Raw genomic sequence first — 21942 nt, 5'->3', positions numbered from 1 at the left:
ATTATTATGTATATTTGTTAACACTAATACGAAAAACCTTTTTTAAATTAAACGCTTTAGCAATGGAAATTTACGCCAAGAGACATTCCCTTTATCAACATAAATACAATGAGATTCGAAAAAAATACAAATTAATAGGCGCTTTGCGTTTACTAGCTTTTTTAGCCATTGTGTATTGTTTTTATTTATCTGTGTCTCGTGCAGATTACCAGTATTTATATGTAACAGGAGGTCTGGTTATTGTATTCCTTGTTTTCTTGCGTATCCACGCTTCGTATTCATGGAAGATGCGCTATGCTGAGGCATTAATGCAAATCAATCGAGAAGAAGATGCTTTTTTAAAAGAAGATCAATGGGTTTTTGAAGATGGAACCGAATTTCATACACCTGATCATCCCTATACTTATGATTTAGATATTTTTGGACCTAAATCCATCTACCAATACCTCAATAGAACCGCTTCTTATAAAGGAAAAGAATATTTAGCTACCCTTTTAAAAAGTAGAAGTGACAAAGCTGATATACTAAAAAACCAAGAGGTAATTAAAGAATTATCTCAGAAAGTGGAATGGCGACAAGAGATTTACGCCTATAGTAAATTATCCAATCTTAACAAAGAAGCATATGAGCGATTGAAAACCTGGAGCCAATCCAAGGTTAAGGAACTAAGTAAGGTTTCTTTAGTTTTAGCCTATGTATTGCCTTTGATCTTTGTCATTGCTTCGATAGGATTTTTTATTGATTCGACTAATATGGTTTGGGGGTATATTGCTTCCACCGTTTTTTCCTTTAACCTAATCTGTGCACTTTCTAAAGTACGTGCTATTCAAATTGAATTAGGAGGCGTTGATAAAATACACGAAACCATTGAGAGTTATAGCTCCATTATCAAGCGAATTGAAAAAGAAGAATTCGCTACGGAACGCATGAAAGCAAATTTGAAAAAAATTAAAAGCGATTCTTTTAAAGCGAGTACTGAGTTGAAAAAGCTATCTCGACTATTTGAACAATTGGAAACGGTAGCTAATTTGTTTGTCTCGATTTTGTTCAATGGTTTGTTTCAGTTTCACGTGCACGTGCTACATAAGTTCTTAAAATGGAAAAAAGAAAAAGGAGAGTTAGTATTAACTGTAATTGATCTTGTAGGAGAGGTAGAAGCATTTAATTCTCTTGGAAACTATTCGTATAACAACAGAAGTTACACCTTCCCCGTTTTGAATGAGACCAAACAGATGTCTTTCCAAAATTTAGGACATCCGTTGCTTCATGCGAAAAAACGCGTGACCAACGACATTGATTTTTCCAATCAGCGTTTTGTGATTCTAACGGGATCGAATATGTCTGGAAAGAGTACGTTTTTGAGAACAATAGGAGTGAACCTCGTATTAGCAGGAATTGGAGCGCCGATTTGCGCAACAAAAGCAACCTTCTTTCCTTTGCCTCTACTTGTTTCTATGCGTTTGACCGACTCTTTAGAAGACAGTGAGTCTTACTTCTATGCAGAGGTAAAACGCCTAAAAATGATTATTGAACAAGTGCAAAGTGAATCGTGTTTCGTCCTATTGGATGAAATTTTACGAGGAACAAATTCAGATGATAAACAAAGTGGAACGATAGGGGTAATTCTAAAATTAATTCGAGAGCAAACCTATGGTATGATTGCTACCCATGATTTGGAAGTTTGTAATACCACGAATGATCATCCTGAAATTTTGATGAATAAGTGCTTTGAAGTAGAAATTAAAAATGATGATTTGCATTTTGATTACAAAATACGCGATGGTATTTGCCAAAATAAAAATGCAACCTTCATTATGAAGAAAATGCAGATTATTGATAGTTAGTTAGCTGTTATCAGAAATCTGTTATCAGTAGGTTTTTCTGAAATAGGTGATGTTCTCTTTAAACGACAAACACCAAATGCCAAACATAAACTTTGCAAGAAAACAAAAAAGGCTCTCCAATACAATGAAGAGCCTTTTTTATATTTTAATTAATTTGTTCTAATTTAGAAACCAAGGTGTTGATTAAGTCACGAGCGATAGGTTCAGCCGCTTGTACTGCTTTTAAAACCTCGTCGTGGTTGACGTCAGCAATTCCCTCTTCATTTCCCATGTCGGAAATAACAGAAATACCAAAGATTTTCATATCCATGTGACGGGCGACAATTACTTCAGGAACGGTTGACATTCCCACGCAATCTCCACCTACTGCTTTTACCATTTTGTATTCTGCTAGCGTTTCAAAAGTAGGGCCTTGCAAACCGTAGTATACCCCTTCTTTGATGTCGTAATTCTTTGCTTTTGCAATTGCTTTGGCTTGTTCAATAATGCTCTTGGTGTACACTTCGTTCATATTGACAAAACGAGGACCAAAACGCTCGTCATTGTGACCGCGTAAAGGGTGGTCTGGGAAGGCGTTAATGTGATCTTTGATGATCATAATGTCTCCCACTTTAAACGACGGGTTAACCCCTCCAGAAGCATTGGAAACAATAAGTGTTTCTACACCCAAGTATTTCATCACGCGAATAGGAAATACCGTAGTTTTGATGTCGTATCCTTCGTAGTAGTGAAAACGACCTTGCATTGCTACAATCTTCTTACCTCCTAAAGTTCCAAAAATCAAAGCCCCTTTGTGTCCTTGAACAGTTGATACTGGAAAATTGGGAATATCAGCATACGAAATTTCATGTTCGATAGCGATATCCGCAGTTAAATTCCCTAAACCAGAACCTAAAACAATACCAATTTCAGGTTTAAAATTCGTTTTTTCAATGATGAATTGAACGGTTTCTTGTACTTTCTCCCACATAGTTTAAAATTTTAGTATCAAACGCTTCGCTGTTGTTTAGGAAAGCGGTTTGAATAGGTAAATAAAATAATTGGCTTTCAGGAAGAAGACCTTGGAGTCGAACGTAATCCTTTTCCGTGGTGATGATTTTCTTTCCTTTCGCTTTATTCAAAATTAGTTCAAGATCCGCAGACGAAAAATGATGATGGTCAGGAAAGGTTAAACACAAGGTATCTTCTTTTTTGAGGTGATCAAAAAAGGATTGTGGTTTTGCAATGCCTGCCACTAAGATAAAGTCGTCCTGAATTAATTGAGTAACCTCCACTGAATCAGACTTTGAATATGCAATTTTACTAAAATCAATATACGTAAAAAAAGACAATTGTCCTTGCTTTAGATGTAAATCTTGTGTTATGCTTTTTTGCTTTGCTTCGCTTAGGTCTTTAGGGCATTTGGTAATCACGATGATATCTGCGCGTTTCGCTCCTTTTCTCGATTCGCGTAAATTTCCCGTAGGCAACATGAAATCCTTGAAATACGGATCGTCATAGGTGGTGAGTAAAATGTATAATCCCCCTTGAAAGGCAAGGTGCTGAAAGGCATCATCTAAGACAATTACTTCTGTATTGGGTTTGCGTTGCAAAATGTTTTCAACCCCGTTCACACGCTTAGCATCTACGGCAACGTTAATGTTGTCAAACTTGCAGTGGTACTGAAAGGGCTCATCGCCAATCTGTTCCATGGTTGTAGCTGTATCAGCCAAAAAGAATCCTTCACTCTTTCTCTTATACCCTCGACTTAATGTGGTGGTTTGGTACTGATCTTTTAGTAAGCGAATGATATACTCCACCATCGGCGTTTTTCCCGTTCCCCCCACGCTGAGGTTTCCAACCACAATAGATGGAATAGCAAAGGAGGTACGTTTGAAGATACCTATAGTGTAAAACCAATTTCGTATATTGGTAATCAGACCATACAAAATGGCAAAGGGGAAAAGAAGGATACGCAGTAATTTCATCTTACGAAAGTATCAATTTTTTTATCTTTGAAAAAGAAATAAGTAATAGAACAGTGCGATATAGAATATGAAAGTAAAAAATATTATTCCCATTTTAGAAGAGTTAGCTCCTTTGAGCTATGCGGAAGATTTTGACAATGTTGGATTATTGGTTGGTAGCTATGAGCAAGAAGTAAGCGGAATATTGGTTTGTCACGATGCTTTAGAAACAGTAGTTGATGAAGCAATAGAACAAAAATGTAATCTGATTATTTGCTTTCATCCCATTCTGTTTTCGGGATTGAAAAAAATTACGGGAAAGAACTACGTTGAACGTGCGGTAATCAAAGCTATCAAAAATGACATAGCAATTTATGCGATTCACACGGCTTTGGACAATCACCAAGAAGGGGTAAACAAAATATTTTGCAATACTTTAGGCTTGGAAAATACGCGTATTTTGATTCCGAAAGCCAATTACATTCAGAAATTAATTACGTATGTACCCCTACAAGACACAGCAAAAGTACGTCAAGCACTATTTGCTGCTGGAGCGGGAGCAATAGGGAATTACGACCACTGTAGTTTTGTGTCGGAAGGAAAGGGGAGTTTTAAAGGCAATGAGAAAAGCAATCCTGTTATTGGTCAAGTTGGCATAGAAGAAGAAGTAGCAGAGCATAAGGTTGAGGTGACCTATGAGAAACACTTACAAGGAAAAATACTCGCTGCTTTGTTTCAAGCTCATCCGTATGAAGAGGTAGCCTATGAAATCTACAACCTTGAAAATGCCTTGCAAAATGTAGGGATGGGAATGATTGGGGAATTCAAAGAACCAATAGCAGAAACAGCCTTTTTGCAAATGGTAAAAGACAAAACAGGTACGGGAGGAATTCGCCATAGTGCCTTATTAAACAAACCAATTCGAAAAGTTGCGGTGTTAGGGGGCTCTGGTAGTTTTGCAATAAAAGCAGCGATCCAACAAAAAGCCGATGCATTTATAACGGCGGATTTAAAATATCATCAATATTATGAGGCTGAAAATCAGCTTGTTTTGGCAGATATAGGTCATTTTGAAAGTGAAAGATATACAAAAAATTATATAGTTGAGTTTCTTTCAAAAAAAATGCCTAATTTTGCAGTTATTTTATCAACAGTAAATACGAATCCAGTTAACTACTTATAACGATGACAAAGAAAAAAGAATTAACGGTTGAAGAGAAATTAAGAGCGCTTTACGACTTACAATTGATTGACTCAAGAATCGATGAAATCAGAAATATGAGAGGAGAGCTACCTCTTGAAGTTGAAGATCTAAAAGACGAAGTTGCTGGACTTAACAAACGCTTAGAGAAACTTCATGCAGATTTAAATAGCATCGAAAGTGGTATTAAAGAAAAAAAGAATGCCATTGAAGAGTTTAAAGAAGCAATCAAAAAGTACACTGAGCAACAAAACGAAGTGAAAAATAACAGAGAGTTCAACTCTTTAGAAAAAGAGATTGAGTTCCAAAAGTTAGAAATCGAACTTGCTGAAAAACACATTCGTGAAATGAAAGTGAGTATCGAAAATAAAAAGAGCAACATTGCACAAACAGACGAGCGTTTGGCTGCGCGTAATGAGCACTTGACTCACATTGAGGCAGAGTTGAAAAACATTATGTCAGAAACAGAACGCGAGGAGCAAACGTTGTTAGCTAAATCGGATGAGTTCAAACAAGATATCGAAGAGCGTTTATTAAATGCATATTTGAGAATCAGAGAAGGAGTAAAAAACGGATTAGCAGTGGTATCTATAGAGAGAGGGGCTTCTGTAGGATCGTACTTTACAATTCCACCACAAACGCAAGTAGAGATTGCTACGCGTAAAAAAATTATCACAGATGAGCACAGTGGACGTATTCTTGTTGATAGCGCTTTAGCTGAAGAAGAAAGAGAAAAAATCGATGCAATTATTGCAAGTTTAAAATAATATAAAGCCTCTTTTAAGAGGCTTTTCTTTTTTATGGAAAAAGTAGTTGGTGCCCTAATTAATGTTGTAAGCCTATTTTCTATGCCTACTGCCTTGCATTGGGTTCATCGACTATTTTCTACACCGCGCAAAGGAAAACTAAATGCAAAAGCCCTGCCTGCATTCTTAAGGCAAGCAGATCTCGGTTTCTTTTGGTATAAGAAAAATAAAGTTTACTATTACCAATGGAAGTCTACCCAAACAGAATTGCCCTTAGTTTTACTCATTCACGGATGGGAAAGCAATAGCGCGAGGTGGGAAGCCTTGTGTACAACCTTAGAAGGTCAATTCCGATTTGTGGCGGTAGATGCTCCAAGTTTAGGACAAAGCAATGGCAAAAATCTAAGCGTTAAAAATTACCAAGAGGTAATTGATATCGCGCTTCAAACTTTTCAACCTCAGTTTGTGATCGGTCATTCGTTGGGTGCTTTTGCCCTCTTTCAACAACTAAGTGAGACTACGTACCCGGGACTTAAAAAAGCCGTTATTTTAGGTGCATTTGATCGTTTTGAGGTGATTCTCTCTCATTATTATCATCTCCTAGGCTATTCTAAACGCGTTAAAGATGCTTATCATACGTACATAGAACACTTGATCAACAAACCAATAAGTACCTATTGTAGTGCAGATGCTGTCCCATTTGTCGATGTTGAAGTACTGTGTATACACGATAGAGAAGATCCTCAAGTTTCTTTTGAAGAAGCGCAGCGTTTTCATCAAGCTTTGCAACGAAAAAATAATGAGGTTCTAGCTACTGAAAATTTGGGACATAGCTTGCAAGACGAAACAGTTTTCCATACAATTCAAACCTTTTTGCGCTAGAACGTATTTCGATGTATAAGTAACGAAATTTATTATTTACTTTTGCCTTATGGAAAATCAAGAAACGCGTTTAAATAAATATTTATCCGAAGTAGGGTACTGTTCAAGAAGAGAAGCAGATCGCTTAATTGAGGAGGGACGCATTACCGTAAACGGAAAACAACCCGAACTAGGTTTAAAAGTGACTGATGCAGATGAAATTCGCGTCAATGGCAAATTAATTCGTCAAACAGATGAAGATTTTGTGTATTTAGCTTTTAATAAACCAGTGGGTATTGAATGTACGACAAATAAAAAAGTAAGAGATAATATCGTTGATTTTATCAATTATCCCAAGCGTATTTTTCCCGTTGGACGTCTAGATAAAGACAGTGAAGGATTGATTATCATGACCAATGACGGTGATATTGTCAACAAAATTTTACGCCAAAAAAACAACCACGAAAAAGAGTATATCGTTACGGTAAATAAACCGATTACAGATCGTTTTATTCAGCGTATGGGATTAGGAGTACCCATCTTGGATACGATCACCAAAGAATGTAGAGTAGAGCGTATTAGTCGCTTTGTATTTCGCATTTTTTTGACACAAGGACTCAATCGACAAATTCGACGCATGTGTGAGTACTTTGACTATGATGTAGTCTCGTTAAAACGCATTCGAATTATCAATATTAGCCTTGATGTACCCGTTGGTCAGTATCGCGAGATAACAGCAGCTGAATTGACAGAATTGAACCAATTAATCGCTCCTTCAAGTAAGACAGAAGAGGCTAGTTTGGCTGAGGTACAGCACAAACAAGAACCGCGCAATACGCAAACAACTACCTCCCACCAAGAAGAGCGAAGACCTAAAAAGAAGTTCGACAGAGAGCGAAATAATTCAAAAAAAACAGGTCCAACACTTAGAAACGAACGAATTTCAAGACGAAGAGAGAATTAATTTATTAATTCTCTCTTTTGTTTTTTACTACTACATTATTAGATTTTCTCCCTTATTACTTTTCTTTATTTGATTATTTGAACTACTCAGTTCACAATTCGCATAGGATAAAAAAGCTTATTTAAATTTAGTCTAATTTATTTTACAGATGTTAAAAAAGTCTATATATTTGTATCTGTTTGTATTGAGTCTAAATAAGAATATGGTTTTAATTCGCCACAATATTATCATTCAATGAGAAAATTTCTACTACTAACAGCCTGTGTTTTAGGAGCCTTATACGGGACATATGCACAACATAAACCCACTGTTATTTCGGGTGTCATACAAGATGAAAAGGGAAGTCCAGTCGATTTTGCAACGGTTGTATTGCTTGATACCCAAAAAAGTGATTTAACCAATGAGCAAGGAGAGTTTAAACTTAAAATGGGTACAGGTGGTACCTATAAGCTTCAAATCCAACATGTGAGTTATGAAACCACTTCTCTTGTTGTGAAAGTAGAAGAAGGGGAAGCGTTGCGAAAACGCATTACTCTAAAAGCAAAGGAGTCGATTTTGGCTGATGTTGTTTTACAGGTAAAGAGTCCAGTCGAAAAAGTCAGAGAATCAGCATACAACGTTATTGCTATCGATGCCAAGCCTTTGTATAATTCATCTTTGGATGTGTCGGGAGCGCTTGATCGCGTATCGGGTGTCAAGGTGAGAAAGGATGGAGCAGAAGGTTCGGATTATACGTTTTCCATGAATGGATTCAGTGGTCGCCATATTCGATTCTTTATGGATGGTGTGCCAATGGAAGGGTTTGGAAGTGAGTTTAAAATTAATAATCTACCGATTACAATGGTAGATCGTATTGAGGTCTACAAAGGTGTTGTTCCTGTGGAGTTCGGTTCGGATGCTTTAGGAGGTGCCGTAAATATCATCACCAATAAATCCAAAGAAACTAAAATTGACGCATCTTTTGCTACGGGTTCATTTAATACCTATAAGAGTCACCTCAATGTGAGTAAAGTATTTGATAACGGAATGACCTTTCAGGTGAATGCTTTTCAAAATTACTCAGACAACAATTACAAAGTTTACGTACCAGTAGCCAATTTGAAAACAGGCGTTTATTCCAAAGAAAAACAATGGGGTAAGCGCTTTAATGACCGTTTTCAAACGGCCACTGTAGTAACTAAAGTAGGGGTGCTAGATAAATCGTATGCTGATCGTTTATTGATTGGATTTACCTATGGAGAAGGAAAAAAAGGCGTTCAAACAGGTACGATTATGGAAAAAGTATTCGGACAGAAAAAGCGTCGTTCTGTAACGATTATGCCTTCCTTAGAATATAGCAAGCGCAATTTATTTACAGAAGGTTTAGATGTAGCGATTACCTCGACATATAATGCAGGGTATAATCAAAATATAGACACGTCTCGAAACAAGTACAATTGGGCTGGGGAGCGAATTAAAACAATGAAGAAAGGAGAATCGGGAGGAGGTCCTTCTTTGGTGAAGTTCTTCGATCACAATGGATCTACTACAGCGAATGTAAGCTATAAAGTAAATGATAAACACGCCTTTAGCTTAAATAATGTCATCTATTATTTCAACAGAAAAACAGAAGATCCTCTAGCGGTTAAAGAGACAGAAAGCGAAAAGAAAAGTGAGACAACGCGTCGAAGCTTAAAGAATATCACGGCTTTATCCTATCGTTACAACATCTTGGATAATTTCAATGTATCTGTATTTGGTAAGCATTATTCTATTAAACATACGTATTTAAGCGAAAGTACAAGTGTAGATAAAAGCGGTTATGGAATAGCGGCTACTTATTTATGGGAAGATTTTCAGATTAAATCGTCTTTCGAAAAAACCTATCGTTTACCTACAGATAGCGAATTGTTTGGAGATGGTGATATGGTTTGGGGAAATACAGATCTAAAACCAGAAGCGGGAAATAATTACAATTTTAATTTAAGTTACTCTAAAGTATGGGATAAAGTTCACGCTGTTTTTGCAGACGCTGGGTTTGTCTACCGAAAAACAGAGGATTATATCCGAAGTAACCCTTATGGATCAGGATCTAGGGCCTCTAGTGTGAATATAGGCGGGGTGGAGAGTATTGGTTTAAACGTTGAAGCACGCTATGTCTATAACGATGTCTTACAGTTAGGTGGTAGTTTGACTACACAGAGTATTCGAAGTAAACAAAAATACGCCATCGGAACGACGGTAGCCAATTCGTATTACAACGAACGAATCCCTAATGAACCCTATTTCTTTGGTGCTTTGGATGCAGGATTCTTATTCAAAGACCTTGGCAAAAAAGGCAACAACCTAAACGTCGGTTATAACTTGAGATATATTGATCACTACAGCTACGACTTTAGTAGTATTGGAGCAGAACCCATTTGGATTCCCTCTCAAGTGGTTCACGATTTAAGCGCTTCGTATAGCTTGTTTAATAATACGTTACACCTTACGGTTGAAGCTAATAATCTATTTGACAAATTGGCGTACGACAATTACAGCTTCCAAAAACCAGGTAGAAGCTTCATGTTTAAAATACGCTACAGTTATTAAAAAAATTAATCCATAAACTAAAATATTATATACAATGAAGAAAAGAGTTTTATCTACAGTAGTATTAGCTTTTCTAGTTAGTGCATTTACCTTCACAAGCTGTTCAAGTGACGATAATTCAAAACCTGGAGGAGGGGATGAAGAAGAAACAATCGATGATGGTACTCGAAATAAAGAAGACTTAGTAGGAACGAAGTATATCTTAGGAGCAAGTGCTTCTAAAACAAATTTACTTTTAGAAGTCGATAATTTAAAGGAAGGATCAATTAGCGTTAAAGGAAATGGTCAAGTGGCTTTGGGAAAAAACATTTATACATTCAAAGATTTACGCGCTTATGTTTTTGAATATAGAAAGGGAGATCCTTCAGGAATGCAAAGCTGGATGTTGAACAAAGATTTGCGTTTGCAACAGAATACGTTGGTTGATTTACCTAATAGAGAAGAGTTTATTACCCCTTTTGGGCGATTCATGATCTCTACAACAGGGGGAATTGAGTTAGAAAATGGAAAAAAAGGACAAGCGTTTAATTTCATTAATGGGGTTACTGGCGGAATTGAGTTTACTTCATTTGTCAACGTAGAAAACATTGCCGAAGATGGTGAATATGCAAACTTTGCAGGGTTAGAAGATATTGGAAATGACCGTTTCGTAATGGCGATTGAACCATTTAAAATTACAGCAAATACAGATGATGACAATACTTCATCCTTCAGAGATAGAGTGTGGTTAGCTATTTTCAAATTGGATATGTCGCAAGCACCAGAAAATAGAGTGGTATTGGAAAGTGTAGTGAAAGATGACCGCATGAGTTTCGCAGTTGCTCGTTATAGATCAAGTCGCGTATCTACTATTGGTAAAGGAGAAAGCGGAGATATTTACGTATTCTCTCCCTCTGCAATGATTAGCAAAGATAAAGGATCGTTTTCTACCAAGCCTTCTGCTGTGTTGAAATTTGATAAAAATACATTGAAATTTGATCCTTCTTATTACCATAATTTAGAAGCAAAATCAGGAGGTCATAAAGTTTATAAAGTATATGCTGTTGGTAAAGATCAGTTCATCTTGAATATGTTCGCCAATACCGATCAGTCATGGAATATGGCAGCAGCTAACAAATTAGCCCTATTCAATGCAAAAACGGGTGACTTTAAATGGATTGAAGGTTTAGATGCTCCAGAAGAAATTGCAGAAATTGGAACACCTTACGTAGAAGGTAATGAGGTATTTATACCGATTACATCAGCAGCCAAGTCCTATGTGTACTTGTTAAACAGAGCAACAGCTACCTTTAATAAAGGGTTGGAAATTAAAGATTTAGGAGATGGAACGGTTGGTAATATTGTGAAAATCAACGCGTATAAATAGTTTATTTATTATTATTCATTTGTAATTAGTTAGCTAAAAGGGTTTAAACAACTACAGTTTAAACCCTTTTTCTATTAGAGATAAGCAAGGTAGGCTTTGAATAAATTCCACAGGGTAACGATACCATTGCTACTGCTTTCTACGGTTGATTCGAGGTTGCTTTTCTTTGTTCCTCGAAAGGGAATTACTTCCAATGAAGTGTACAGCGTGCCTTTGACTTCGTTTGGAGTAACAAAGGTTGCTTCATATAAAACGGGTTGATCCCTTGAGAACGAAGATAAGACAAAACCGTTCTCGGTTAGTATGCCCTCAAAACCTTGGTAATAATAGCCAGACGCCACTAAAGTTGAATCCGTTTTATACAATTGAAGCTGACTGAGTTTGTGATATAAATCGATGTTTGGAGTCGTAGTACTTGTCGTAAATACAAATTCCCAATCTCCAGTAGGATTAATAGTACTAGATTTAGGAACAGGAGTAAACCGCTTTTCATTGCTTTGGTGTGCCGTAAAGGGAACCTCAAGTGCAGGAGTAAATTTTTGATTTCGATAAACTCCTTTTATCTGTTGATTATCAAAAACTCCCTTTAAATTTATTCCTCTATAACGATCCAATTCAACGCGTATACTATCGCCGAATAGTTGAACAATTTCTTTTTGATTTTTACTAGGACCATCGGTAAAAATCACGCGAAAACTATGAATATTTGATGGAACAGTATCTAAATGGAAAATGATGGGAACTTCTCGATCTTGAATTTGAAAATGAGCTTTCCAACGATTTGGAGAAGTTACTTGGTCCTCATTCCAAAGATGATCTGTACAACCAATTGTAAGGAAGGTTAAGCAAAGAAAGAGTATCGTTTTTTTCATAGTTAATTTAGTTCATACGTTGGTGTTTGTACTTTTTGGCTAGATAAACACCTAGTAAAGTTGATTTGTCCCTAATTTTTAGAGGAGTGAAACTTTTTCCACTAAATTACTACTTCTTTCTGCTGGATCAAATGAAGTATTCTACAATAGTAGGAGAACTACTTAGGTTATTCCTTATAAGCTTTGGCTGTTGAAAAATCAAAATAAAAATGAATCTCTTTACCAGCTTCGTTTACTTGGGTAACCCAACCCGAAGAATCGATATAGCTAAAGATATCTTCTGTGATATTCTTTTTTGTTTTGTAGTTGTAAATCACATATTGATGATCTTCTTTTGCTAAAGCTACTAATCCTCGTTCTGTATCTAACCAGTAAAAATCGCGGTAAATGGGTTGAAGTTCCCATTGTTTGGATTGCGTATTCCACAAGCCATAACGGTTGCTTTGTCCTTCTTGTTTGAGTGTGATTTTAAAAAGGGTATTGAAGCCTTTGTATTTCGTTACGGCTTCTAACGACCAATTTGAAGGAATAGCATCAGTAGAAATAAGTTCTGATTGATGAGGTCCTTGAATGCGAGCACGCGCATCGACAACAAAAAAGTCAGGTGCGTCAATATGGTCTAAAAGAGTCCCATCCATAGCTAAATATTTCCATTGAAACATCCAGCTATCGCAATCGAAGACTCCTAAAATAAAATAGGGATAATCAGGAACGGTATTGATGTAGCTCACTTTTTGTAGATAAGCGAGATCTGTTTCATTTCGCGCTTTAATTTTTTTCGGAAAAGCCCTATCAAACAAAGGTTTAATCCAATACTCTTTCGTCTTTGGATTAAAGAGTATTTCTGGAATCTCAGTATAGTATCTGCTTTTGTTAACTTCTGTCAGCAGAAGCTCTTTGCCATTGACCTCAAGAGTAAGTTGATTGGTAGCCTCTAAGTGTTCGAGAATAGGTGCTTTACGTTCAATCGAAAAAATGGCAAACTGAGAACCGTTTTGTTGTAAAAGTTTATTTGGTTCAAACTGGTGAATAATATTGTTTTTTTGCTTACTTAAACGTTGCCCTTTGCGTTTGTAAAGCGTTTTATTAAAGATGAAATGATCGGCATCTACCGTTGCTATATAGGTGGGTAGTGAAGCTTTAGTACTCAATTGCTCAGAAAAGAGAACTTGCTTCGTTTCTAAGAGGTAAACCTCAAATTTTTGTCGCTGTACTTCTGTTTTTAATCCGGAAAAAATACTCCATTCCCATTCCCAAAATCGAGAATTCTTGGTGTAAGTTTCTCGTGTATAAATTGCCGTTAGTTGATTATTCAGTACCTGTAAAGAGATATAGCGATCTTCAAAGGGAACTATAATTTTTCCTTTTTTATCGATAACAGCTGCTTGTCCTTTTTCGTCTGTTACAACTGCATAACCGGTTGATGTGAATAGATCAGCCGTCGCAAAAGGTCTTGAAATTACAGGTTTATTCGTGTGATCAACATAGATATAGGTTTGTTCTTTGGTCAAGTAAGGATAACATACTTGATTTATTTGTTGGCCAACTATTTTTTCTTTCGTTGAAAAAGAACCCAAAAACGAGACAATACTAAAGAAGTAGCATGATAAACGCATAAGAAGTCTATTTGACATGATCATACGAATATACTTTACTTCCCCTCTTTATCGCATCCCTAGAAATAGGGGTTTTGTAACTAGCTGTAAATGAAAGTGAAGAAAGGGAGGAGTTCGAAAAAATGACGAGTTTTTTTGAATGGTAAATAGTGTTAAAAAGTAAATTAAGCATCAAGTAGTTGACGTAAATTAAGCTGTTATATTCGAAATTTTCAGTTAAATTTGTTTGGATATTTAGAAGTCCTTTACCTATGAAATATTATTTTTCGATCCTTCGATTTTCTATTCTTGTATTGACAATCCTTTTGGGATTTACGACATGGTCAAAGAATAAGAAACCTACTACGCCTGAGAAAGTGGAGGCCGTACAACCTGCATTCATTGTATTAGAAAAAACACCTGTTGTGGTTATGCATGATACGCTATTTAATGTGTACGGCAATATTGGTTCGTTTACTTCGAAGCAACGTGCAAGATCAATTGAAAAGAAGATAGCTTCATTAGTGGATAACTACTTATTTGAAGGAGATTCGATTAAACTGGTTGATACAGGGAACTATCTCAATTTGATGTATGAGAATGAAATATTGATGAGTGTTGATACGATTCAAGCCTCTCAAGAAGAGAAAACTAAAATTCAAGCTGCACAGTTCTACAAAAAAATCATCACAGAAACAGTAGAAGAACAACAACGCAGCACCAGTTGGCAGCAAGTATTGTTGCAAATAGCAGGAACTGTGGGAATTATTATCGCCGAGCTATTTATTATCAAATACATCTACTATTGGTATAGGAGAGTCAAGGTGATGATTTGGAAACAACGCGGAAAGAAAATTAAAGGGATGTTTGGTATCATTGATGATCATAGAGCCATGCTTACGACCATCACTATGGCTAAAGTAATCCGCTTCCTTATTGTATTGATCTTTTTGTATTTTGGCTTGTTAGCCATTTTTAAATTGTTTCCATTTACGAAACATATTTCTGATCAATTACTAGATTATGTGATGTCACCGTTAAAAGCGGTAGGTAGAAGTATCAAAGCGTATATGCCTAAGCTATTCACTATTCTAGTAATTGTGTTTATTTTTAGATACATTCAAAAGTTCGTGCGATCTCTAGCCGAAAAGATCGCCAATAATAAAATTACCTTAAAAGGATTCTATCCCGATTGGGCTTTTCCAACTTATAATATCATTAGTGCTTTGATGTTCATCTTCATGTTTATTTTGATATTCCCGTATTTACCTAATTCAGATTCGGAGATTTTTAAAGGGGTTTCGGTTTTTGCGGGTATCGTTGTTTCTCTTGGGTCAACTTCTGTTATTGGTAACTTAGTAGCAGGACTTGTAATTACCTATATGCGTCCATTTAAAATAGGCGACCGCATTAAGTTAGGAGAATACACGGGAGATGTATTGGAAAAAACAGCCTTGGTTACGCGTATTAAAACACCTAAAAATGAGATTATTACCATACCAAATTCCAACATCATGTCGGCGCATACGGTCAATTATTCTCAGTCAGCTAAAGAACACGGATTAATCTTACATACAACTATTGCAGTGGGATATGATGTACCATGGCAAAAAGTACACGAAATGTTATATGAAATAGCCAATCGTACCGAACATGTATTGAAACGTCAAAAACCATTCATTTTACAAGATCAATTTAGAGATTTTTACGTGGATTATCAGCTGAATGTCTACATCAAAGAAGCCAAATTAACAGCGAAGATTTATTCTGATTTGCGTCAACATGCTCAAGATGTTTTTGCAGAAAATAATATCGAAATGGCTTCACCACATTATATAGTAAGTCGAAATGTCGATGGAAATCACACGACTGTTCCGCCTAAATATGTGAAATAGTTTACGGTTACTGTTTACAGAATGAACATGCAAGTAAAAAGAAGAACCATTCCTTTGTAGGAGTGGTTTTTTTTGCTATATAGAGAAGATTTGTTTTTACTTCATGCAGAAAATAATCGGTTAACAATTTATATTTCAGAGCTAACTGACGAAAAAAAGAGTTAAATAAATTGTTTACTTACTAATTAGTAAGTAATATTGTTCTGTTATTAAATTAATAAATATGTCGGGAACTAGAGAACGCATTTTAGAGTTAGGTGAAGAATTAATTTTAACCAAGGGATATAATGGATTTAGCTATCAAGATATTTCTACGGCTTTAGGAATTAAAAATGCGGCAATACACTATTATTTTGCAAGTAAGGAAAACTTGGGAACGAGCATTGTCAAAACAAATATTCAGCGTTTTGAAGAGATGATTGCGAACATGGAAGCTTTACAATTTGATCCTGAAAAAAAGATAGAGACGTTTATCAAAATCTATATTAAAAGTCAAAGAGAGCGAAAGCTCTGTATTGTAGGTGCTTTGTCTACGGATATTGAAACGTTGTTTCCAACTACACGAGTAGCAGTAACGAAAATTGTTGATTTAATCGTCAATTGGTTAGCAGGAGTTCTGGTGGAAGGAAAGAAGCAAGGAGTTTTTCGTTTTGAAGAAGAACAGCAGCAACGAGCTTTTTTAATATTGTCAAGTTTGGTGGCTAGTTTACAATTGGCAAGAGTAAATAAATATGTCGATTACAAAGGATATTGTTATTCTCTTGTTGAACAATTGAAGGAGCAATAGTTTGTTTGTCAACAAATAAACGATTTTTTTTAACCCTTATACTTACTTATTAGTAAGTATAAAAAATATAAAATTATGAAGAGAGTTGTTATTACAGGTTTAGGTGCAATTACCCCTTTAGGAAATAATGTAGAGGCATTTTGGAGCAATGCGATTCAAGGAAAAAGTGGAGCTGCACCGATTACACATTTTGATGCTACTAATTTTAAAACCAATTTTGCTTGCGAAGTAAAAGGGTTTGACCCTTTGCACTATTTCACTAAACCTGAAGCGAGAAAAATGGACTTGTTTACTCAATATGCAATTGCGGCAAGTGAAGAATGTATTATGGATGCTCAATTAAATTGGAACCTTATTAATCGTCACCGTTTTGGGGTTATTATCGCTACGGGAATTGGTGGTTTAGAAACCTTAGAGGAGGAAATATTGAATTTTGGAAAAGATAGAACTCAACCTCGATTTAATCCTTTTTTTATCACCAAGATGATTTCAAATATGGCAGCGGGACAAATTTCTATTCGCTATGACTTAAAGGGAATTAGTTATGCTGTAGCTTCTGCCTGTGCTGCATCGAATAATGCACTTGGCAGCGCTTTCGATGCTATTCGCTTAGGTAGAGCAGATTTAATTTTAGCGGGTGGAACGGAAGCAACCATTTGCCAATCGGCCATTGCTGGCTTTAATGCGATGAAAGCGCTTTCTACGGCGAATGAAAATCCAGATCAAGCTTCTCGTCCTTTTGATGCGCATCGCACGGGGTTTGTAGCAGGTGAAGGAGCAGGTATTTTATTGTTGGAAGAATTAGAACACGCTAAAAAAAGAGGAGCTAAGATTTATTGTGAATTGGTAGGCTATGGTGGAGCTTCTGATGCTTATCACGTAGCTGCAACACATCCCGAAGGAGAAGGTGCTATTGTAGCCATGCAGCAAGCATTAACTGACGCAGGCCTCCAAACTCATGAGGTAGATTACATCAACGCCCATGCAACTTCTACACCTGTTGGTGATCTTAGTGAATGCAAGGCAATAGAACATTTGTTTCAGGATCACCTCACTCATTTGAATGTAAGTGCGACCAAATCCATGACTGGACACCTTCTGGGCGCAGCAGGGGCTATTGAATCTATTTTGTGTGTCAAGAGTATAACGGAGGGAGTACTACCACCTACGATTAATTTAACTACCCTAGATCCAGCCATTAGTAAGGCTTTAAATTTAACACCTAATGTTGCGCAACATAAAGAAGTTAAGGTAGCCATGAATAATACTTTTGGCTTTGGAGGTCATACTTCAAGTGTTATTTTTAAGAAGTTGTACGCTGTTTCGCTGTAATCTTGGGAGATAGGGAGTTGGTGAACTGATCGTTTAAAAGTGACTAATCTTATTTAGGGACGTTTATGTTCAACTTCTCTCTATATAAAAAGAGGAATCAGTAGTTTTTAGTATGCCATCTGATTTATAAGAATAATTTTATTAAATTAGTAACAAACAAAACAACTATGGCAACAATTATTGAAACAGATCGCTTGATCATTCGAGAAATCACAAAAGAAGATGCACAGGGAATTTTCCAATTAGACAGCGACGAGCGCGTGGTAAAATATGTGGGTAGTATGGTAATCACCTCGATGGAAGAAGCCAATGAAATTATCGAATTTATTCAGAAACAATATGCGGATTTTGGAGTGGGACGTTGGGCAGTTATCGAAAAGACAACCAATGCGTTTATTGGTTGGTGTGGATTTAAATTGGTTGAAAACGGATTAAATGGATTACGTGAATACTTAGATTTAGCGTATCGTTTTCGTTATGATGCCTGGGGCAAAGGATATGCAACGGAAGCAACATTGGCTTGTTTGGATTATGCTGCTAATCATTTCCAACAGCATCCTATTTTTGCCGTTTCAGAAGTTGAGAATGAAAGTTCTATACGCGTTTTGGGTAAAATTGGCTTTCATGCCGCTTATACTTTTGATTTAGATGGTGTTGATCACTATTGGTACATGAGAGAGTAGAAATACATACGAAGTTAAAATGTAGGGGCAATTCTTCCTTTTTCAGGAATCTAGTTTACCTTTGCTTTTTAAACGTAAAACGGTGAAAAATTTCCTATTTCTCTTGGTTGCAATTGTCAGTGAAGTAATTGCGACTAGTGCTTTAAAAGCCTCAAATGAATTCACGAAAATTGTTCCAAGTGTTGTTACTGTAGCGATGTACGCTGTGGCTTTCTATTTTTTGAGTCTTACACTTCGTACAATTCCCGTTGGAATTGCCTATGCCATTTGGTCAGGGGTAGGGATTGTTTTAGTAACAGTTGTCGCAATCCTTGTTTACGGACAAAAACCAGATTTACCTGCTCTTATAGGAATGGCCTTTATTATTTTAGGGGTTGTGATTATAAATTTATTTTCAAAAATGAGTGCACATTAATGAAAATTGATTTTACAACAATAACGTATTTACAAAGGGGTACAGCTAGGCAACAACAGATCTATGAGATGCTCCATACCCATCAATTGCTGGAAAAATTACGTGATTTCACACCTGTTGTTGTCGGTACGTTTCCCTTAGATATTGCCATTGAAACGAGTGACATTGATATCGCGTGTTATTGTGAAGATATGCACGCCTTTAGTCAAATAGTTGAATCGTGTTTTAGCGAAAGAGAAGCATTTACCTCTTCTTATTTTGAATTACGCAACGAAAAAAACTATGTTGCAAATTTCGTTTTGGAAGGCATACCTGTTGAGATTTTTGCTCAACGTAAACCTGTAAAGGAACAATATGGATTTCGACATATGGTGATAGAACAAGCGATACTGATCGAAAAAGGTCCGCTTTTTAAAGCCAAAATAGTAGAGCTAAAACGAAAAGGACTTAAAACAGAACCAGCATTTGCCTTGCTATTAGGATTAACGGGTGATCCTTATGAGGAGTTGTTAACCTATGAATTAGCAAAGAGCTAATGGACCATTTCCATGAAATCTCCTCTAAATTGCAAAGGTGTTTGCTTCACGTGTTTCTTAAATAAACGCGAGAAATAGGTGTGGTCTTCATAACCCAGTTCAAAGGCAATTTCCTTTACCGACTTTGAAGTATAGTACAATAAGCGTTTAGCTTCGTCTATGATTGATTTCTTTAACCAATAACTCACCGTTTGTCCTGTTGTTTTTTTTACACAATCATTCAAATGTGCAGGTGTAATGAAGAGTTGGTTGGCAAAGTAAGATGGTTGTCTTAAATGTGTTTGCGTGGTGATTAATCGCTTGAATTTCGAGGTAATTACATTCGACTGATTGATAGCAGAAAGCTCCGGAATACGCGTATTTTCCTTAAATAAAGAACCTATCTTATAGATTATTGCCTGAAATAATCCATTGGTTATCTCTGTGGTATATTCTTCCTTTTTCGCTTCGTTTTTTGTCAAAAGATTAATGGTGTCGAGCAACGTTTGAACAGCTTCCATAGGCAAGGGAATACGTTGATTTGTATTGGGTAAATTGAAAAGCATATAGGTCAAATTATCTGGAATTCTAAAATCTTGAATGCTCAAAAAGTAAGCAAAGAAATCCTCGCTATATTCTTCTATCGTGTGAATCTGATACGGTTTGATAAGAAACAAATCACGATTCTGTAAAACATGCGATTGCAGTTCGCAGTTGATTCTAAAGGTACCGTTGAGTACAAGTATAAAGACATAGTAATCGTCTCGGTGTGTTAAACCTACAATATCATCTTCTAGTGTTTGCGGTGCTAACTCTTTCAAATAAACGCCGTTTTTGACTGATTTATCTTGACTATATGTTATGATTTCCTGATTGTGAGACATGGCCTTGTTGTATTTTTGTCAGACAAAGTTAAGGAAATTATTTAGAACCTTTATAAATAGATGTGGATGGGTAAAAAAATAGCCTATCCATTTCAGATAGGCTAGCTATATCAATTACATATAAAATGCGATTAAAAGGCTTCTACAATAGCAACAAAATCCGCCGCGACCAAAGCAGCTCCTCCAATTAATCCTCCATCGACATCGGGTTGAGAAAAAATTTCTTTTGCGTTGCTAGGTTTCACACTTCCTCCATAGAGAATAGACGTGCTATCTGCTACAGTTTGATTGTATTTACGCTCAATTTCTTGACGAATAAAAGCGTGAATTTCCTGAGCTTGTTGCGGTGTTGCTGTTTCTCCTGTTCCAATTGCCCAAACAGGTTCATAGGCGATAACAATACTAGCCCATTGCTCTTTTGACAGATGGAAAAGACCATCTTTTAATTGATTGAAGATAACATTCAAGTATTGTTTGTTTTCTCTATCTTTCAATTCTTCACCAATACAGTAAATCACACGCATATTGTGTTTTAAAGCCGTATTGACTTTATCTGCTAAAATAGCGTCTGTTTCTTTGAAGTAATGTCTTCGTTCGGAGTGTCCGATAATGACCGTTTCCACCCCAACACTCAATAACATTTGAGCTGAAATCTCTCCTGTAAAAGCGCCTCCTTCAGCTTGATGCATGTTTTGAGCTGCAACCTGAATATTGGTCCCTTCTAAGTGAACAACTGCGCTCGCTAAATTAGTAAAGGTAGGAGCGACAATCACTTCTACTTCTTTACCTGTAGGCAATAATTCAATTATCTCGTCTAATAATGCGTGGGTTTCTGGATAATTTTTATGCATTTTCCAGTTTCCAGCAACAATTTGGTGTCTCATCATTATTGTATGGTATTTAATAAGGCTTTTATCTCTTCAAAGTTTTTCTCTGTAGCATTAAAAAGCTCAATTTTTCCTTGTTTGTTAATCACGATATAACGCGGTATCCAGTTTAATTGAATGGCTTGTCCGAATGTTCCCTTCATGCGTTTTTCGTCATTTAGGTAATACTGTTCTCCTTCAATTCCATATTTTTCAATTGCCTCTTTCCAAGCTTCTGGTGTTTTATCGAGTGATAAATTGACAAAAACCACATCGGGAAAATCAGCTTTTATTTTTTTTATTTCTGGAATCGCTTTGATACAGTCAGGACACCAAGCAGCCCAAACGTCAATAAGGATGTTTTTACCCGTATACTTCGCTAAGATATCTTTGAATGTCAAAGTACTGCCCTCTAGGGTGTAGAATACTTGATCGAGTGCTTCTGTATTAAATTGTGTTGTATCAACCGTAGTTTCTGCTGGTGCTACAGGAGTTTCCGTAGCATCTGTTGTAGAAATAACTTCTAATTTCTCAGCTTGTTGTTTACAAGCTGTTGCGGTTAACGCAAGTATAGATAGGAATATAAAAAATTTCTTCAT

Annotated in this window: 20 protein-coding genes; 13 read left to right on the top strand and 7 right to left on the bottom strand. The window is 36.3% G+C overall.

All coding sequences use genetic code 11. From position 1 onward, the window contains the following. The first annotated feature begins 62 nt into the window (after nucleotides 1-62). On the top strand, nucleotides 63-1844 hold the full coding sequence (locus ACPDG9_RS05580; RefSeq protein ID WP_430526772.1) for a MutS-related protein: 1782 nt from the start codon (nucleotides 63-65) through the stop codon (nucleotides 1842-1844). Between the two features lie 145 nt (nucleotides 1845-1989). Here the strand turns inward: ACPDG9_RS05580 and ACPDG9_RS05575 are convergent, their stop codons facing one another. Together ACPDG9_RS05575 and lpxK are read right to left on the bottom strand one after the other, a co-directional pair. Continuing rightward, nucleotides 1990-2814, bottom strand: a complete 825-nt coding sequence (locus tag ACPDG9_RS05575; RefSeq protein ID WP_430526771.1) for a purine-nucleoside phosphorylase — start codon at nucleotides 2812-2814, stop codon at nucleotides 1990-1992. Then, on the bottom strand, nucleotides 2774-3811 hold the full coding sequence (lpxK, locus tag ACPDG9_RS05570; protein ID WP_430526770.1) for a tetraacyldisaccharide 4'-kinase: 1038 nt from the start codon (nucleotides 3809-3811) through the stop codon (nucleotides 2774-2776). The genes ACPDG9_RS05575 and lpxK overlap by 41 nt, the downstream gene beginning before the upstream one ends. A gap of 67 nt (nucleotides 3812-3878) precedes the next feature. On the opposite strand from lpxK, the gene ACPDG9_RS05565 reads away from it, so the two are divergent. From ACPDG9_RS05565 to ACPDG9_RS05540, 6 genes are all read left to right on the top strand, one after another. Further along, entirely contained in the window at nucleotides 3879-4973 is a 1095-nt protein-coding gene (locus tag ACPDG9_RS05565) for a Nif3-like dinuclear metal center hexameric protein (RefSeq protein WP_430526769.1), read from the top strand. Nucleotides 4974-4975: 2 nt separating this feature from the next. After that, nucleotides 4976-5758 (top strand): zinc ribbon domain-containing protein, encoded by a 783-nt coding sequence (locus ACPDG9_RS05560; RefSeq protein ID WP_430526768.1) that lies wholly within the window; start codon nucleotides 4976-4978, stop codon nucleotides 5756-5758. Nucleotides 5759-5791: 33 nt separating this feature from the next. Beyond that, nucleotides 5792-6619 carry an alpha/beta hydrolase gene (locus ACPDG9_RS05555; protein ID WP_430526767.1) on the top strand — a complete coding sequence of 276 codons (828 nt, stop codon included), beginning with the start codon at nucleotides 5792-5794 and terminating at the stop codon, nucleotides 6617-6619. A 49-nt stretch (nucleotides 6620-6668) separates the two neighbouring features. Then, entirely contained in the window at nucleotides 6669-7562 is an 894-nt protein-coding gene (gene rluF / locus ACPDG9_RS05550; protein ID WP_430526766.1) for a 23S rRNA pseudouridine(2604) synthase RluF, read from the top strand. Between the two features lie 234 nt (nucleotides 7563-7796). Beyond that, complete coding sequence (locus ACPDG9_RS05545; RefSeq protein WP_430526765.1) at nucleotides 7797-10133, top strand: TonB-dependent receptor; 2337 nt, start codon at nucleotides 7797-7799, stop codon at nucleotides 10131-10133. Between the two features lie 34 nt (nucleotides 10134-10167). Next, nucleotides 10168-11499, top strand: coding sequence for a DUF4374 domain-containing protein (locus ACPDG9_RS05540; RefSeq protein WP_430526764.1), 1332 nt, complete (start codon nucleotides 10168-10170; stop codon nucleotides 11497-11499). Nucleotides 11500-11573: 74 nt separating this feature from the next. On the opposite strand, the gene ACPDG9_RS05535 is transcribed toward ACPDG9_RS05540, so the two are convergent. Together ACPDG9_RS05535 and ACPDG9_RS05530 are read right to left on the bottom strand one after the other, a co-directional pair. Next, nucleotides 11574-12371, bottom strand: coding sequence for a hypothetical protein (locus ACPDG9_RS05535; protein WP_430526763.1), 798 nt, complete (start codon nucleotides 12369-12371; stop codon nucleotides 11574-11576). Between the two features lie 167 nt (nucleotides 12372-12538). After that, nucleotides 12539-13987 carry a hypothetical protein gene (locus tag ACPDG9_RS05530; protein ID WP_430526762.1) on the bottom strand — a complete coding sequence of 483 codons (1449 nt, stop codon included), beginning with the start codon at nucleotides 13985-13987 and terminating at the stop codon, nucleotides 12539-12541. A 251-nt stretch (nucleotides 13988-14238) separates the two neighbouring features. Here ACPDG9_RS05530 and ACPDG9_RS05525 point away from each other — a divergent pair, with 251 nt between their 5' ends. The 6 genes from ACPDG9_RS05525 to ACPDG9_RS05500 all read left to right on the top strand — a co-directional run bounded on the left by ACPDG9_RS05525 (nucleotide 14239) and on the right by ACPDG9_RS05500 (nucleotide 19614). Next, nucleotides 14239-15861 (top strand): mechanosensitive ion channel family protein, encoded by a 1623-nt coding sequence (locus ACPDG9_RS05525; protein WP_430526761.1) that lies wholly within the window; start codon nucleotides 14239-14241, stop codon nucleotides 15859-15861. A gap of 223 nt (nucleotides 15862-16084) precedes the next feature. Further along, nucleotides 16085-16648 (top strand): TetR/AcrR family transcriptional regulator, encoded by a 564-nt coding sequence (locus tag ACPDG9_RS05520; protein WP_430526760.1) that lies wholly within the window; start codon nucleotides 16085-16087, stop codon nucleotides 16646-16648. Between the two features lie 75 nt (nucleotides 16649-16723). Beyond that, nucleotides 16724-17980, top strand: a complete 1257-nt coding sequence (gene fabF / locus ACPDG9_RS05515; RefSeq protein ID WP_430526759.1) for a beta-ketoacyl-ACP synthase II — start codon at nucleotides 16724-16726, stop codon at nucleotides 17978-17980. A 167-nt stretch (nucleotides 17981-18147) separates the two neighbouring features. Further along, nucleotides 18148-18663, top strand: a complete 516-nt coding sequence (locus tag ACPDG9_RS05510) for a GNAT family N-acetyltransferase (RefSeq protein ID WP_430526758.1) — start codon at nucleotides 18148-18150, stop codon at nucleotides 18661-18663. Nucleotides 18664-18745: 82 nt separating this feature from the next. Continuing rightward, entirely contained in the window at nucleotides 18746-19078 is a 333-nt protein-coding gene (locus ACPDG9_RS05505) for a DMT family transporter (protein WP_430526757.1), read from the top strand. Beyond that, complete coding sequence (locus ACPDG9_RS05500; RefSeq protein ID WP_430526756.1) at nucleotides 19078-19614, top strand: DUF4269 domain-containing protein; 537 nt, start codon at nucleotides 19078-19080, stop codon at nucleotides 19612-19614. The genes ACPDG9_RS05505 and ACPDG9_RS05500 overlap by 1 nt, the downstream gene beginning before the upstream one ends. Here ACPDG9_RS05500 and ACPDG9_RS05495 read toward each other — a convergent pair. From ACPDG9_RS05495 to ACPDG9_RS05485, 3 genes are all read right to left on the bottom strand, one after another. After that, entirely contained in the window at nucleotides 19611-20477 is an 867-nt protein-coding gene (locus ACPDG9_RS05495) for an AraC family transcriptional regulator (protein ID WP_430526755.1), read from the bottom strand. The genes ACPDG9_RS05500 and ACPDG9_RS05495 overlap by 4 nt on opposite strands. 131 nt (nucleotides 20478-20608) lie before the next feature. After that, the gene (gene tpiA, locus ACPDG9_RS05490; protein WP_430526829.1) at nucleotides 20609-21361 is read right to left on the bottom strand and encodes a triose-phosphate isomerase; all 753 of its coding nucleotides are present in this window, start codon (nucleotides 21359-21361) and stop codon (nucleotides 20609-20611) included. 2 nt (nucleotides 21362-21363) lie between these two features. Then, complete coding sequence (locus ACPDG9_RS05485; protein ID WP_430526754.1) at nucleotides 21364-21942, bottom strand: TlpA family protein disulfide reductase; 579 nt, start codon at nucleotides 21940-21942, stop codon at nucleotides 21364-21366.

This window comes from Myroides sp. C6-3 (assembly GCF_050522425.1).
In the GTDB taxonomy this organism is placed as follows: Bacteria; Bacteroidota; Bacteroidia; order Flavobacteriales; family Flavobacteriaceae; genus Flavobacterium.
The sequence above is the reverse complement of the archived record's forward strand: the minus strand, read 5'-3'. Positions and strand labels throughout refer to the sequence as shown.